Raw genomic sequence first — 14166 nt, forward strand, 5'->3', positions numbered from 1 at the left:
AAACATAATTTATATCGATCTCTATTTTCTTTATTATTTTATACTACCTGTAATTATTCTTCTTCATCCTTGTTCTTTTCTTCTAATCTCTGGATATTTCTACGTCTGAAAAAGAACATAAAAAGAGCGAGTACAACAAACAAAAAACTTGCCCATGGACTTTTGTCACCTGAATTCAGACTGATAATTCCATCATATAGAAATAGCGCTGCTATTGCTAAATATAAATAGTGTGTGTATTTATAATATTTCATCTTTATCTTTATTTTATTGTGTTCTATCTATCTCTGCCCGGAAATTTCTGGTTTTAATTACTTTGAAATCTTTACTAAAATCGACTCCTGTACCATAACTTTCTGCTTTTACATCTGTAAATTTATAATCACTTTCTGTAAAAAACCATTCGTTCTTCTGATCGTAATACAATTGTTCTGTTTCCAGCACTTTACCATCATCAGAAGTAATTCTGACGTTTCCCCTCAAATCAATAATATCAGATTTGGAATAGGTTATGGCATAATCTGATCTCACGAAACTATTCTTCCCTTTTTCATCGTATAAAGTCACGTCTACTCCTAAAGGAAATTCCATAAAAGGAAAATTGACATTGGAATAATCAAACATCTTCTTACTCACTAATATTGCTTTAATCTTACCGGAATCTGTATATTTCAGATTCACACTGTCTGCTTCTCCGACAGGAGTAAATTCTTTTGCATTGATATTCTGAACATTTTTAAAATTACTTTCACATGCAAAAAGCATTGTCACAGTAATAACTGTGACAATGCCTGAAAGCACTTTAAGTATATTCGATTTCATCTTTCTGTTTTGAATCAATATGATTAATCGTATTTTGATTTCACGAACCACTTATCGCTTAAGGACAATCCAATCATTACATTAAAGTAATTTTCCTGAACAAGATTTGCTTTTGTTGTTCCGCGTCTGCCATATTCAAAACCTATATTCACATTTGAAAAGTTTCTTCCAACCGGTAATCCTACTCCTAATGAAATTGCATAATCATTGATCGACTGATCTGCAATTACCAGTCCTGTTTTTTCAAATCGTAAACCTGCTCTGTAGGTTATTGTACTCCAGTAACTACTGAAAGAGGCATAGTTAGGAACATAATACCCTCCTATGGAAGCTTTGGTTCCATTCTCATAACTTGTCCCTGTAATATCATCATACAGATTACCAAATTTATTACTTTGTTGTAATGTAATTTCAGCACCTAAAAACCATTTCATTTTTTCCCCAAAACCTGCCCCTAGCACTAATTTACTTGGTAAGGTAAGATCATTATCTGCAATATCGTTCTCAATCTTATTATGAATAACCTCAATACCTTTAGCATTATAAGTAATAGTAGCTGTATTCCTTTTATTTTGAGATTTCAGGTTACTCTCAGGTGAGAAAACTACACTTCCTATAAAATCATATTTTTGTTTAAATTTGGCCTGATAAACTGCTCCAAAATTAAAACTTGCTCCACTCAAATCTGAAATATTCAACTCTCTTGTCCCATATTGAACGAAGGGTTTAAAAACTGTTCTGTTTGTTTCAATGTTACCGAAGTTATAATTAACATCCGCTCCCAGACTAAAGTTTTTTGTTATTTGATATCCTGCTCCTAAAAACACTTTATTTACACCCCCTTTTCCTGTATATCTCTTACTATCTGTAGTCCCATCAGAAATAGTCTGAATTTTATATCCTACTGATGAGAATGGAATCAAACCGAAAGCAACACCTAGTTTTCCCATCGGAATCCCAACAGCCAAATAGTCTAATGTCGTTCTCTGAGCGTCATCTTTAGCTGAATTTGTTTTCAGCTTAACGCTGTTATAACCTCCACCAATTGTAAATGTAGTACGCTTTAACGCAGAATATGTTGCTGGATTCTGCAAATTAAGATGAATACTATCGGGGAACACCCCTAAACCTCCCATAGAACGATTTTCAACAGTTCCTTTAAATTTCTGATCTCCAATTCCGTAGAAAGAATATGGTGAAGATGTACTCTCCTGAGCTACTAATACTAATGAAAAAAGCAGAGAGAAACTTACTATTATTTTTTTAATCATTTTCGATTTTTATAATGAAAGGTTTGATTCAAACTTTGTAAAAGAAAATTTGAATTGGCAAATATGGTATTTTTTAATCTTTTAGCCAAAAAATCAGCGTCTCCTCCTGTTAAAATTATTGTTAAAACCGGATATTTTTTTTCATACTGGTCAATAAACCCATTTATCTCATGAATTAATCCATTTACGACTCCGGAATGAATTGACTCATCGGTAGATGAACCAATAAAATCTCCAGGTTCTTTTAAAGTCAATAACGGTAATTTTGCGGTAAAATTATGGAGAGATTCATACCGCAGACGAAACCCGGGAGAAATCGCTCCTCCGTGATACTGATCTGCTGAATCTATAAAATCATAGGTTATACAGGTTCCTGCATCTATAACCAGACGATTCTGATCGGGATACTGAAGCACAGCTCCAGATGCCAGAACGATTCTGTCAATTCCTAATGTATGAGGTGTTGCATATAAATTTTTAAAAGGAAAGGGGTCTTTATGAGAAATAATATGGGTTTCAATCACACTTTTCAGATATTCTAAGTCGCTTTCTTCTAGATATCCGACTGAAGCAATGGTCAGATTTGAAATTTTTTTAAAATTTTTTAAAATTTTTTCAATGCTTTTTTTAAGGTCTTTTTTTAAGAAAACACAACTCTCTATTAGGCTATTGTTCTCAAAAACAGCTCCTTTAATTCTGGTATTCCCAATATCAATGGTGAGTAGCATAATGTGTAATTTTATTACTGCGAAGATACGAATTGATTTTTTTTAAAAATTGTTTTGGATAAACTAAAAAACATTCTATATTTGCACTCGCAATAAGCAAGGTACCTTAGCTCAGTTGGTAGAGCAATGGACTGAAAATCCATGTGTCCCTGGTTCGATTCCTGGAGGTACCACTTAAAAAACCGCACTAAAATTTAGTGCGGTTTTTTTGTTTTATGTCCTTTTTCAGACTAATACAAAATTAGGAACAAAAATTAAGTTTTCTTTATTCTCTCGCCCAAAGTATTCCATGAGTTGCTTCTGGATTCCATTCCGCAACTAATGAAATATGAGCTTGAATACAAAAATATTTATTGTCTTTGTAGCTTACTTTACTACCTAATTCGTAACGTATATTTAATTCCCATTCAGGATCACTACTACCAGATGCCTTTGTTCTTATGACAAGAACATCAGTTGGAGAGGATATCAGCTCTTGGGAATCTTCAGCCAGAATATAATAGCTGTATTTTGTATTTGATTTTAAATTTTCTTCACTATAACTTTCTTGAGTACCGGGAACTTCTGAATGTTTGTGTCCATCTCTATATATATGGTAGACTGCTATTGGATTATGACCTATTGATGCTCCCCACATCAAACTAACTGAAGTTTCAGTAAGTCCCATTGCATGTAAACCAGAAGGAGGAGAAGGTGGTGCTTGACTACCATCATCATTGAGTGTACGAACTTTAATAGCAGAACTTGGTAAAGATTCTTGTCCATTAAAACCAACGGCACTAATAAAATAGGTATATTCACTACCTGGTAACACTCCTGTATCTGTACATAACAGCATAGAACCATCTATCTCTATTAGCGTCGTCCCATTTCGAGTTATTCTATATTTTTCAATTGGCAATGAACTTTTGAAATAATCCCAAGTTAAAGTAACGCTTCTTTGTTTAACGTCAACTGCTTCTAAATTTTTTGGTGTTACCGGCAACTCACCTCCTCCATTATCTTCACCACTAAAGTTAAGATCAATAACCTGATAAAATGCATTACCTGTATCTGCAACTTCCCAAATTGCGTATAACACCTGATATCCTTTCTTTTTTGGTAAAGGAACTTCATGAATAGTCGGTATTCGAGGTGTTAGTTCATCCGTATAACTCCAATAAGGCTGATGGCTAAGCTCAACCTTATAGAAAGGTTTCTCTTCAAATTGATCTCTGCTTAGAGGCTGATCAGGAGCCCAACCATCTTTAGTAATAAAGTAATTCCATCGACGTGTTCTATGGTTAGCTGTATAGTCCCAAGATACTGTTAATATTTCCCCTGAGGCAACTTCATGCTTTTTCCAATGTGTTCCCGGCTCATCTAGAAAGGCTCCTGTTAATTGCCCTGTACTGGCTAGTTCTCCATCTTTTGGAGGGGTATTACTCGGAGTATCATCTGGAGCAAGTGAATCTGTTAATCCACCTTCAACTTTTGGAAAAAACTTCCCTGCTTCTCTCTGGTTTAAGGCTCCTTCATCAAGTTTTCCTTCCAGCCAGGCAAAATAGGCTCGTGAAGCTGGTTGAAAAATGTGACCATGTCGTGAAGACTGTGTTTTACTTTTAAACTTTTTCATGATTGTTTAGATTTGGTTTATATAAAAATATTTAATCTCTACTCCAATTTACTTGACCTTCATAAAAAACAGAAATGATACTATACTTTTAATATATTTGGGTCAAGTACACCCCAAGACTCTCCCTCCTCTCCTTAACATTTCTATACTTTTTAATTACAAAAAAACAGAAATGAATACACTATCAAATTTATAATATTTCATTTTAAATAAAAATAAGAAAAAACCTATTTTACGCGAAATATTTATAAATAAAACATCAATAACACGAAATAGATAAATTTATCGTAATTTATAACAGAAATAACACTCTTTTTTTAAAATATAATCAATTTAGCTTTCAGTTTTGAATACTAAAAAAACTAAATTAATTTTTGTCTGTAAGTATAAGTAATAAACAGATACCTGCAAGGTCAAAAAAGACCTTGCAGGTATCTGTTTATTACCCTTTAAAACCTGTATATAGTATCTCTCTTAACTCAGTCCTTCTACTTTACCATTTACCAGGTCAATATAAATTGCTTGTGGAATCTTAGGTAATCCGGGCATACGCATAATATCTCCAGCTATGACTACAATAAATTCTGCCCCTCTGTTTATCACGACGTCTTCTATTTTAAGATCAAAATCTTTTGCTACTCCAAAGGCTTTTGGATCTGTAGAAAATGAATATTGCGTTTTAGCAATACATACGGGAAAACGACTCATGTCTGTATTTTCTATTTTATCCAGTTTTTTAAGGGCTACTGCACTAAAACTGACGCTTGCTGCTCCATATATTTTCTTTGCTACTTTTTCTGTTTTTTCTGCAATACTGTCTTTATCATCATAGGCTAATGTAAGGGAACTTGAAGGTGTATCCTCTATTGTTTTCACTACCAGTTCTGCTAGTTCTTTAGCTCCTTCTCCTCCATCGGTAAAAGCATTATTAATCGCAAAACCAATATTTAAAGTTTTACAAAACTCTTTTATTACGGTTATCTCTGCTTCTGTATCGGTATTGTATCGATTAAAAGCAATTATGATACTCTGTCCATAGGATCGAATATTACCAATATGCTTTTTAAGGTTTTCCAGTCCCTGAACAATCCCCTGAACATTCTCTTCTTTAATCTTTTCTATAGGCACATTCCCATGCATTTTTAATCCTTGTCCTGTCACTACTATAATGGTGAGTGCGGGTTCGAGACCAGATTTTCTACATTTGATATCAAAGAATTTTTCTGCTCCTAAATCTGCTCCAAATCCGGCTTCTGTAATTACGTAATCTCCAAAACTCATTGCCATTTTAGTTGCAATCACGGAATTACATCCGTGTGCTATATTAGCGAAAGGACCTCCGTGAATAAAGGCGGGTGTATTTTCAGTCGTCTGTACTAAATTAGGCTGCAATGCATCTTTTAATAACACAGTAATAGCTCCTGCTACTCCTAAATCTTTTACGGTAAACATACTACCATCTGCTTTATAGCCTAATAGTATATTTTCTATTCTTCTTCTCAGATCTTCTATACTGGATGCTAAACACAGAATAGCCATAATTTCTGAAGCGGGTGTAATATCAAAACCTGATTCTTGAGGAACCCCGTTAGCGCTACCTCTTAATCCGGATGTTATATAACGTAGGCTTCTGTCATTTACATCGAGTACTCTTTTCCAGAGTACTTCTTTCAGCATCTGATCTGTACTCCTGTTCTGATAATTGTAATTATCCAGTAATGCGGTTATCATATTATGGGCTGATGTTATAGCATGGAAATCACCTGTAAAATGCAGGTTTATATTTTCCATAGGCAACACTTGTGCATAACCTCCACCGGCAGCTCCTCCTTTCATACCGAAACAAGGTCCCAATGACGGTTCTCTTAGTGCTACTACGGCATTCTTTCCAATCTTATTTAAACCTAACGCCAGTCCAATAGAAACGGTAGTTTTACCTATTCCTGCTTTTGTCGGGGTAATGGAGGTTACCAGAATCAGTTTTGATTTTTTAATATGTTCTTCTGATTTCAGATTTAGCGGAACTTTGGCTATATATTTTCCATAAGGAATAAGGTCTTCCTGTGGTATATTAATTTTTTTAGCAACTGTCGTTATATTTTCCAATAACGTAGACTGCGCAATCTCAATATCTGTTTTCATTATATGTTATTTAATATTTTCATTTTCAAAATTGGTTTTGAGACTTTGTAAATGATAAACATACAAGATACAAAATAAGGAATTAATTATCCCCAATTATTAAGTTCAAACCCTCTCTTTTTTTAAAATTAAAGTCTTACAAATGAGACGGTTTTAGTGATTAAAATCTCAAAACACTGACAATCAAATACACTGACAATTTTTTTTTGTGATCTTTAAAATAAACCAATATGTATAAAAAAACCACTCAGCTGAGTGGTTTTTTATACATATTATGGGTTTTTAATTTCTTCTTCTGTTAATTTAGATTTTATAACAGGTTGTATGGAATCAGTAACTGGTGCTACAGGCTGGTTTTTTGGCACTACGGGTTTTACAATCCCGGTAGAGTCTACATATTCTGTTTCTTGTACTTCGTCTGCTGATTTACTAAATATCTTGACTTTGGGATTCTGTTGTGTCCCTTCTATTACGATCGGAATTCCTATAATTCCTAATGGTGGTAATCCGAGTCTCATTTTTAGACTCAGTTGCCCATCAAGATTTGTTTCTCCTTCTATTCTCGGTCTAAATCCTGCTACTTTCATTTTAAAACGATCAATGGTGATTACATTATTTTTAATAGCGGTTTTAATATCTACTTTTGAAATATCGGGATCATCCATACCTTCGGAACCTGTTTTTTCGCTTATTACACTGAACATTTTAAGTCCTCTAAACTTCACTTTACTAACAGACAGCACACCACATCCTTCTAAAGAGGAATAGATCGGTTTCATATTACCATCCAGAACCCCTTTTAGTTGATAATCTATAGAAATAATCCCTTCTGCTTTTTCGGCTGCTGTTGCCATTTCTCTGAATATTGCTATTTCATTATAGGCTTTTTTTACATCAAAATCTTGTGCCTGAAGATGAAAATCAAAATCTGCTTTTCTGGGACCATCAGCTTTATAGGTAGCATCCATATTTACTGTACTGCCAATCAGATTAAAACAGGTCTTATTTAAGAACATTTTCCCCTGATTTATTACGAGACTTCCTTCAAAATTTTGAATATCCAGTCCGTCATAAGCTACTTTAACAGCTGCTGCGTCTAACTGTAAATTCAAATTGGAAGGAATCAGAATCACTCCTGATTCTTTTGAATTTTTCTTCTTTACGGCTTTCGCTTCTTGTGCATCTTTCTGATTATCTCCGGATTCTAAAAACATAAATTGATCTACATTGATGAAATTGGAATTCATCTTGAAATTACCCTTCAGGATTCCTCTCTCAGCAAAAACAAAATCAATGACATTCTGTAAATAACCATTTAGCACGAAATCAGATTGTCCATATACTGCTTTGAATTTTTTAAACCACATTTTATCCTGATTAAAAGAAAACAGTCCTTCTTTAATAATAAACGGTTTTGGGAAATACTCTGATGTCGTTTTTATATCCCTCAGTTCAAGGGTTCCTTTATTATTAAGTTTACTGTACTGACCTTTTGCAGCATAACTCTGTTTTCCTTTCAGCGATAGATCTGCTTTAATATTACCGTCCAACTCTAATCCTTTTCTTGAAAATACTTTATAAATTTTTGCGATTTCGATCTCTCCTTTTGCTTTAACATCATAATCAATATCGTCAAAATTAATCAGACTTGCTTTAACATAAACCGGATTATTCTCAAACAGAAAGGATGCGGGAGCAACGTTCATTTTTAAATCCTTATACTTTCCGGAAGTATTTACCACATTTGCAATTACATTTATATCAGTAATCGGATTAGGATAATATTCTGTTTTTATCCAGCCTTTCTGTAAATCAATCTTAGCGTCTGTAATGGGAAACAATCTTTTTTTAGAGTCATAGATACCATTCATTTTGACATCTGCTTTTAATACTCCCTGCAAATCAACATTTGGTATTCCAAAAGCTTTATCTAAAACTGCCAGATCCAGATTTCCTTTCATTTTTACTTTTATAAAAGGACTCGCTATTCCTTTTGTTTCTACTACTGCATTAAAACTATCTTTTCCTAAATTAAAAAATAGTGAATCAACTTTTATATTCAGACTATCCACATTTGTAGCAGGCATTCTCATTTTCATATCTAAATAAATATTAGATGCGGGCAGAGGAGCAACACCATTTTGTACAAAACCATCTCTAATATTCATATCAAAGGTCAGATCGGGTTTTCTGCTTTTTGATGCATTATAATTCCCTTTAAAAGTAAACAACAGACTGGCTTGTCCTTGTAATTTTGTCTGTTCCAGCCAAGTGACATAATGTGGCGGAAGTGCTTTAAAAAAATCTTCGAGTTTACTGTTCACTGAACTTGCTGAAACATCAATATCATATCCGTCTTTAAGGAAATTCAGCTTTCCATTGAACATAACGGGCAGATTATTTATTTTCAGGTTATTTTTCTGAAAGATAAAAGCCAGGGAATTCGTATTGATATTGGTTATCAGATCGGCTTTAATTAATTTATTTTTTAAATACGGTTCTCCTTCATAATAAAAATCCAATGAATCGATCTGAGTTCTGGTATGCAAATCAAAAACGGATTTACTTAAATCTCCATTTCCAATATACCTAAAACCTTTTGCGTCAATCAACATTTTTAAAGAGAGATCACTATATTTAACGTGGGTATTTTTAATATCAATCCTTTCTAATCGAATAGCGGTTGAAGAGGCTGTGTCTGCCGGTTCGTCAGAAACATAAACATTATAATTCGCCAGACCTTTTTCATTTACCTTGATATTGATAAAAGCATCTGCAACGTATATTTCATTGATCTTTACTTCATTGTTAAACAGCAGTCTTTTTAGATTGACACCAAAACCCACTTCTTTTGCCGCTAGTAAAGTGTCGTTTTTATACGGCTCTGACCCTTTTAAAGAAAAATCATATAAGGTCAGTGTCAGTGTAGGGAAATGATCGAAAAAAGACAACCTTGCTTTAGAAAAAGCAACTTCTCCTTCTAATTTCTTATTGGTAAACGTTTTTATTTTTTCTGCAACTGGTCCCGGAAAAATCATTGGAACTAAAAACAAAACTAACAACAAACCGGAAACTGTAATCGCTACGATCTTCAGCCCCTTTAACGCTATTGATTTGATCGATCTTTTCATAGAGTAAAGATACTACAGTAATTAGATAAAAATCAAAAGAAATAAAAACTAAACAGATTAAAGTTAGTTATTTATGAAATAAAAAGAATCTTGTTTAACTTATTGTTAATACAAATAGTAACAAAAAACACAAATAACACAAAAAAACATTATTTGGTCAAAAATTTATAGTATGAGACAACACTGTTAAAATTTAGACCTGAATAAACTCTTCTTTTTAAATCTGTCATTTTACTCTATATTTACGTTTTATAAACTAACTCAAACAGCATGAACAAAAAAGCATTTTTCCTTCTTACGGTAATAGGAACGACCTTATTTTCGTGTAAGAAAGATGACAAAAAACAAATTTCAGAAAACGTGAATCCACTATTAGAAGCTTACACCACTCCTTATGGAGTTCCTCCTTTTGATCTGATCAAAAATGAGCATTTTAAACCGGCTATTCTGGAAGGAATCAAGATTCATCAGGCAGAAATCGATTCTATTGCTAATAATCCGGAAACTCCAACTTTTGACAATACTTTACTTGCTATGGAAAATGCAGGTAAATTACTAGATCGTGCCAGTATTGTTTTCTTCAATCTGAAAAGTGCTAATACGAATGACACGCTTCAGAAAATAGCGGAAGAAATAGCTCCGGAATTATCAAAACACAGTGATAATATTTATCTGAATGAAAAACTTTTTGCACGTGTAAAGACAATATGGGATACTAAGGCAAATCTGAAACTGAACTTAGAACAGGCAAAAATATTAGAAAACACTTATAAAGCTTTTGTACGAAGTGGTGCTAATTTATCAAATGTGGATAAGGAAAAACTCAGAGCTATCAACAGTAAGCTTTCTTTACTCTCTCTAAAATTTGGTGATAACATATTAGCTGAAACAAACTCTTATGAATTAGTAATTGATAAAAAAGAAGATCTTGCGGGATTACCTCAGGATCTGATCACTGCTGCTGCTGAGGAAGCTAAAAATAGAGATAAGGAAGGAAAATGGGTTTTTACACTTCATAACTCCAGTGTAATGCCTTTTCTTCAATATGCACAAAATCGTGAATTACGCAAGGAAATATGGACTGCTTATCAAAATCGTGCTAACAATAATAATGAGTATGATAATAAAGCTAATGTTATTGAACTAGCAAATCTTCGCAGAGAAAAAGCGCAACTTTTAGGATATAAAAGTTTTGCAGATTACAGTTTAGAGGAAACAATGGCGAAAACTCCTGAAAAAGCATATGAACTGCTGAATCAGCTTTGGAAACCGGCTTTAGAAGTTGCACAAAAAGAGGCAGCTGATATCCAGAAACTAATGCTTGCTGACGGTGTTAATGAAAAGGTAGCTCCTTATGACTGGAGATACTATACTGAAAAAATCAGAAAAGAACGTTTTGATCTGGATGAGCAGGAAATGAAACCGTATTTTAGTTTAGAGAATGTTCAAAAAGGTGTTTTTCAGGTAACTGAGAACCTTTACGGACTAAAATTTAAAGAATTAAAAGATCTTCCAAAATATCATAAGGATGTAACAGCTTATGAGGTAACGGAAGCTAACGGTGATCTTGTCGGAGTGATTTATATGGATTTCCACCCAAGGGAATCTAAAAGAGGGGGAGCCTGGATGACTTCTTATAAAAAACAGGAAACGGTAAACGGAAAAAGAATTGCACCGGTAGTTTCTATTGTATGTAATTTCACTAAACCAACTGCTGACGCTCCTGCTCTGCTTACGTTTGATGAGACTACTACTTTCTTCCATGAATTCGGACATGCATTACACGGTCTGTTATCTAATGTACAATACAAAAGCTTATCGGGAACGAGTGTTTCAAGAGATTTTGTTGAGTTACCATCACAGATAATGGAAAACTGGGCTGCTGAACCGGAAGTAATGAAAATCTATGCTAAACATTATAAAACGGGAGTTGCAATTCCGGATGCTTTAATTGAAAAATTACAGAAAGCAGGAACTTTTGATCAAGGCTTTGCTACAATTGAATATTTAGCTGCTTCATTACTGGATCTGGATTACCACTCTCAGAAAACAGATATTACAGTTAATGTAAATGACTTTGAGAAAACTTCATTGGAGAAAACAGGATTACCGGAAACAATTATCCCAAGATACAGAAGTACTTATTTCAGTCATATTTTTGCGGGAGGATATTCTGCGGGATATTACAGTTATATCTGGTCGGGAGTATTGGATACGGATGCTTTTGATGCTTTTAAAAAGACGTCTTTATTTAATCCGGAACTGGCAAATTCTTTCCGTAAGAATGTACTTGAAAAAGGAGGAACGGAAGACCCAATGGTGTTATATAAAAATTTCCGTGGTGCTGAACCTAGCATTGAACCTTTATTAAGAAAAAGAGGTTTAAGTAAAACACCTTTGAAATTATAAAATACAGATACTATAATTTGGAAATTTGAAGATTAGATAATTTGAAAATTCGTTCTCAGAAACAACAGAATTAATATCTCTTTTTTCCCCAATAAAAAACCGTTTCATTATCTGAAACGGTTTTTTTACTTATTTGTTCTTACACTTATACTATCCGTAACATCTTCTATTGCTATTTCTGCTAATTTTCTTCTCGCATTTTCAGAAAAATAACCACTTACCAAAGGCACGAAGAAAAGAGCAATGGAAGCTCCTTTTATTAATAATGAATTAGGATTATTTAAAGACCACCTGTTATCTCTGACAGTATCATCTAAATGAGATATAGCATTATTTCTCATTCCCGGGGTAATTCTATTTTGGTTATATTTATTATTTCTTTTAACGGCATCATATACGCTCTCATATTTTGGACTTAATTCTACTTCTTTCCATAAATTTTTAGCTATCTCACTTGAAGCTAATTGCTGTCTATTCATGGAAGCCAGTTTTTCAAATTGAGCTTGTAACACTTTATCTTGTATAATTAGCTGACCTGTCTTATATAATTGTACTACTCCAAATATATCTTTTATTTTTCCTGTATTAGAGTCTATTTCTATATCTATTTTAGGCGGGTCTCCTGATTTAATAGAGTCTACCACTGACTCCTTTAATCCTTCCTGCAAACTAGTGTTTTCAGCTTCATTCATCCTTTGATAAATTTCATTACCTGCATACTCCTCTTTACTTCTCATAATATGACTTTGATAAGAAGTCATAGCATAAGTTACCCCTATACCACTAAGAGTAAACAAAGCTCCCGATTTAGTAAATATCCCTTTCATGGCACTTAGAAAACCTCCTCCTTTTCCCATTAAAAATCCAGAAGCAACGGCACCAATAGTAGTAACTCCTGTTTCTATAATATTTTCTTTAGCAATGGCTTTAGCTACTTTACAAGCTACATCATAACTAATAATAGGTTGCAATATTCCTTTATTATCACACATAAGCATAGAAGACTGGGTAATAGCATTATATCCATTAAACTTTACATTTTCTTTATAATTTATCCATTTCCCGGCTTGTAAAGGTCCTGAGCAATCATGAGTAACTACTGCTAAAGTAGCTGCCGCAGCAAGAATACCTACACAAATACCTGCTACAACCCATCCAATCGGATTAGAAGCTAAAATCAAACCTACGGCAAGACCTGCTAATCCCATCAATAAATTCATTGGGCTTTTACAAATAAATTTCACATCAGTATTTCGGTCTTCTATAGTTAAAAAAGGTCTTTTATCTTTATAAAAAACAGAAACCTGAGCTCGTGTTACAATTAATTTCTTAGGATCTGTATTTTGTTGGTACGTACAAACCACAAAAGCATCTTCGGGTATATAAGCTTTACTCATATTTTATTTTTTATATATTATGAAGTATTTTGAAGTATAATTTTGCACTGAGAGAATACAATACTGAAATAACCATAAAACTAAAAACAACATAAATCAACAAATAGGTTTTTACGAAAAAATCAGTCATTGTCTTACTGTTTATTATTGTTTTATTTTCAAAATAGTTTACTAAATTATCCTTATACTCTACCGGTATATATAAAAAATAACTCCTGCCATTTTTTAAACTAATTCTTAAGCCAAAAAAAAGCCTCAAAGAGTTAAAAATTCTATAGTTAGCAATTTCTGACAACTCTATATCTTCATTATTTATATTTATATTTTCATTACTAAAAGAAATGTTTTTCTTTATTTTTTTTGTTTTTTCCATAAAAAGAGAATATGGCAATCCTACTGCTATCATTGCAAACCACATCGAGTGCATATATTTTGATAAAGGATAGCTAAAAAGCATTATGAAAAAAGAAAAAAACACTGCCATTAAACTGTATTTTAAAATTTCTTTAAAATTATATACCTGTATTTCTAAGGTTTTATTTTTCATGCTTATTTTTGTTTTTTTTAAACAGAAATCTAAGGTTGTGTGATAATAAGTTTCTTTGAACTTATATTTATCAATAATTTTGCGGCATACAGAATTTAATCCTT

General features: G+C 33.1%; 10 protein-coding genes and 1 tRNA gene. 2 read left to right on the forward strand and 9 right to left on the reverse strand.

The genetic code is table 11. The annotated features are described in order from the left end of the window. Nucleotides 1-53 precede the first annotated feature (53 nt). From AC4FQX_RS10615 to AC4FQX_RS10630, 4 genes are read right to left on the reverse strand one after another with little or no spacing between them, the layout of a single operon-like run. Nucleotides 54-254, reverse strand: a complete 201-nt coding sequence (locus AC4FQX_RS10615) for a hypothetical protein (protein ID WP_491167674.1) — start codon at nt 252-254, stop codon at nt 54-56. A gap of 13 nt (nt 255-267) precedes the next feature. Next, the gene (lptC, locus tag AC4FQX_RS10620) at nt 268-822 is read right to left on the reverse strand and encodes an LPS export ABC transporter periplasmic protein LptC (RefSeq protein ID WP_491167675.1); all 555 of its coding nucleotides are present in this window, start codon (nt 820-822) and stop codon (nt 268-270) included. Nucleotides 823-845: 23 nt separating this feature from the next. Continuing rightward, the gene (gene bamG, locus AC4FQX_RS10625) at nt 846-2093 is read right to left on the reverse strand and encodes a BamG family beta-barrel-assembly machinery protein (RefSeq protein WP_491167676.1); all 1248 of its coding nucleotides are present in this window, start codon (nt 2091-2093) and stop codon (nt 846-848) included. Beyond that, the gene (locus tag AC4FQX_RS10630) at nt 2090-2821 is read right to left on the reverse strand and encodes a type III pantothenate kinase (RefSeq protein ID WP_491167677.1); all 732 of its coding nucleotides are present in this window, start codon (nt 2819-2821) and stop codon (nt 2090-2092) included. Before AC4FQX_RS10630 ends, bamG begins: the two co-directional genes overlap by 4 nt. A 100-nt stretch (nt 2822-2921) precedes the next feature. On the opposite strand from AC4FQX_RS10630, the gene AC4FQX_RS10635 reads away from it, so the two are divergent. Continuing rightward, a tRNA-Phe gene (locus AC4FQX_RS10635) sits at nt 2922-2994 on the forward strand. A 92-nt stretch (nt 2995-3086) separates the two neighbouring features. Here the strand turns inward: AC4FQX_RS10635 and AC4FQX_RS10640 are convergent. The 3 genes from AC4FQX_RS10640 to AC4FQX_RS10650 form a co-directional block, all read right to left on the reverse strand. Further along, on the reverse strand, nt 3087-4436 hold the full coding sequence (locus AC4FQX_RS10640; RefSeq protein ID WP_491167678.1) for a lytic polysaccharide monooxygenase: 1350 nt from the start codon (nt 4434-4436) through the stop codon (nt 3087-3089). Nucleotides 4437-4910: 474 nt separating this feature from the next. After that, entirely contained in the window at nt 4911-6578 is a 1668-nt protein-coding gene (locus AC4FQX_RS10645) for a formate--tetrahydrofolate ligase (RefSeq protein WP_491167679.1), read from the reverse strand. 272 nt (nt 6579-6850) lie between these two features. Continuing rightward, nucleotides 6851-9709 (reverse strand): AsmA family protein, encoded by a 2859-nt coding sequence (locus AC4FQX_RS10650; RefSeq protein ID WP_491167680.1) that lies wholly within the window; start codon nt 9707-9709, stop codon nt 6851-6853. A gap of 270 nt (nt 9710-9979) precedes the next feature. On the opposite strand from AC4FQX_RS10650, the gene AC4FQX_RS10655 reads away from it, so the two are divergent. After that, the gene (locus AC4FQX_RS10655; protein ID WP_491167681.1) at nt 9980-12118 is read left to right on the forward strand and encodes a M3 family metallopeptidase; all 2139 of its coding nucleotides are present in this window, start codon (nt 9980-9982) and stop codon (nt 12116-12118) included. Between the two features lie 125 nt (nt 12119-12243). Here the strand turns inward: AC4FQX_RS10655 and AC4FQX_RS10660 are convergent, their stop codons facing one another. Continuing rightward, nucleotides 12244-13515: a hypothetical protein gene (locus AC4FQX_RS10660; RefSeq protein WP_491167682.1), complete on the reverse strand. Its 1272-nt coding sequence runs from the start codon at nt 13513-13515 to the stop codon at nt 12244-12246. Between the two features lie 10 nt (nt 13516-13525). Next, a complete protein-coding gene (locus tag AC4FQX_RS10665; RefSeq protein WP_491167683.1) occupies nt 13526-14062 on the reverse strand; it encodes a hypothetical protein in 537 nt (178 codons plus the stop codon). Nucleotides 14063-14166 lie beyond the last annotated feature (104 nt).

It is taken from the genome of Flavobacterium sp. AK-301 (assembly GCF_058310215.1).

Excerpts from the sequence above, each read along its gene's own strand:
- AC4FQX_RS10615 (WP_491167674.1), bottom strand. The coding sequence starts at position 254 with ATGAAATATTATAAATACACACACTATTTATATTTAGCAATAGCAGCG.
- lptC (WP_491167675.1), bottom strand. The coding sequence starts at position 822 with ATGAAATCGAATATACTTAAAGTGCTTTCAGGCATTGTCACAGTTATT.
- bamG (WP_491167676.1), bottom strand. The coding sequence starts at position 2,093 with ATGATTAAAAAAATAATAGTAAGTTTCTCTCTGCTTTTTTCATTAGTA.
- AC4FQX_RS10630 (WP_491167677.1), bottom strand. The coding sequence starts at position 2,821 with ATGCTACTCACCATTGATATTGGGAATACCAGAATTAAAGGAGCTGTT.
- AC4FQX_RS10640 (WP_491167678.1), bottom strand. The coding sequence starts at position 4,436 with ATGAAAAAGTTTAAAAGTAAAACACAGTCTTCACGACATGGTCACATT.
- AC4FQX_RS10645 (WP_491167679.1), bottom strand. The coding sequence starts at position 6,578 with ATGAAAACAGATATTGAGATTGCGCAGTCTACGTTATTGGAAAATATA.
- AC4FQX_RS10650 (WP_491167680.1), bottom strand. The coding sequence starts at position 9,709 with ATGAAAAGATCGATCAAATCAATAGCGTTAAAGGGGCTGAAGATCGTA.
- AC4FQX_RS10655 (WP_491167681.1), top strand. The coding sequence starts at position 9,980 with ATGAACAAAAAAGCATTTTTCCTTCTTACGGTAATAGGAACGACCTTA.
- AC4FQX_RS10660 (WP_491167682.1), bottom strand. The coding sequence starts at position 13,515 with ATGAGTAAAGCTTATATACCCGAAGATGCTTTTGTGGTTTGTACGTAC.
- AC4FQX_RS10665 (WP_491167683.1), bottom strand. The coding sequence starts at position 14,062 with ATGAAAAATAAAACCTTAGAAATACAGGTATATAATTTTAAAGAAATT.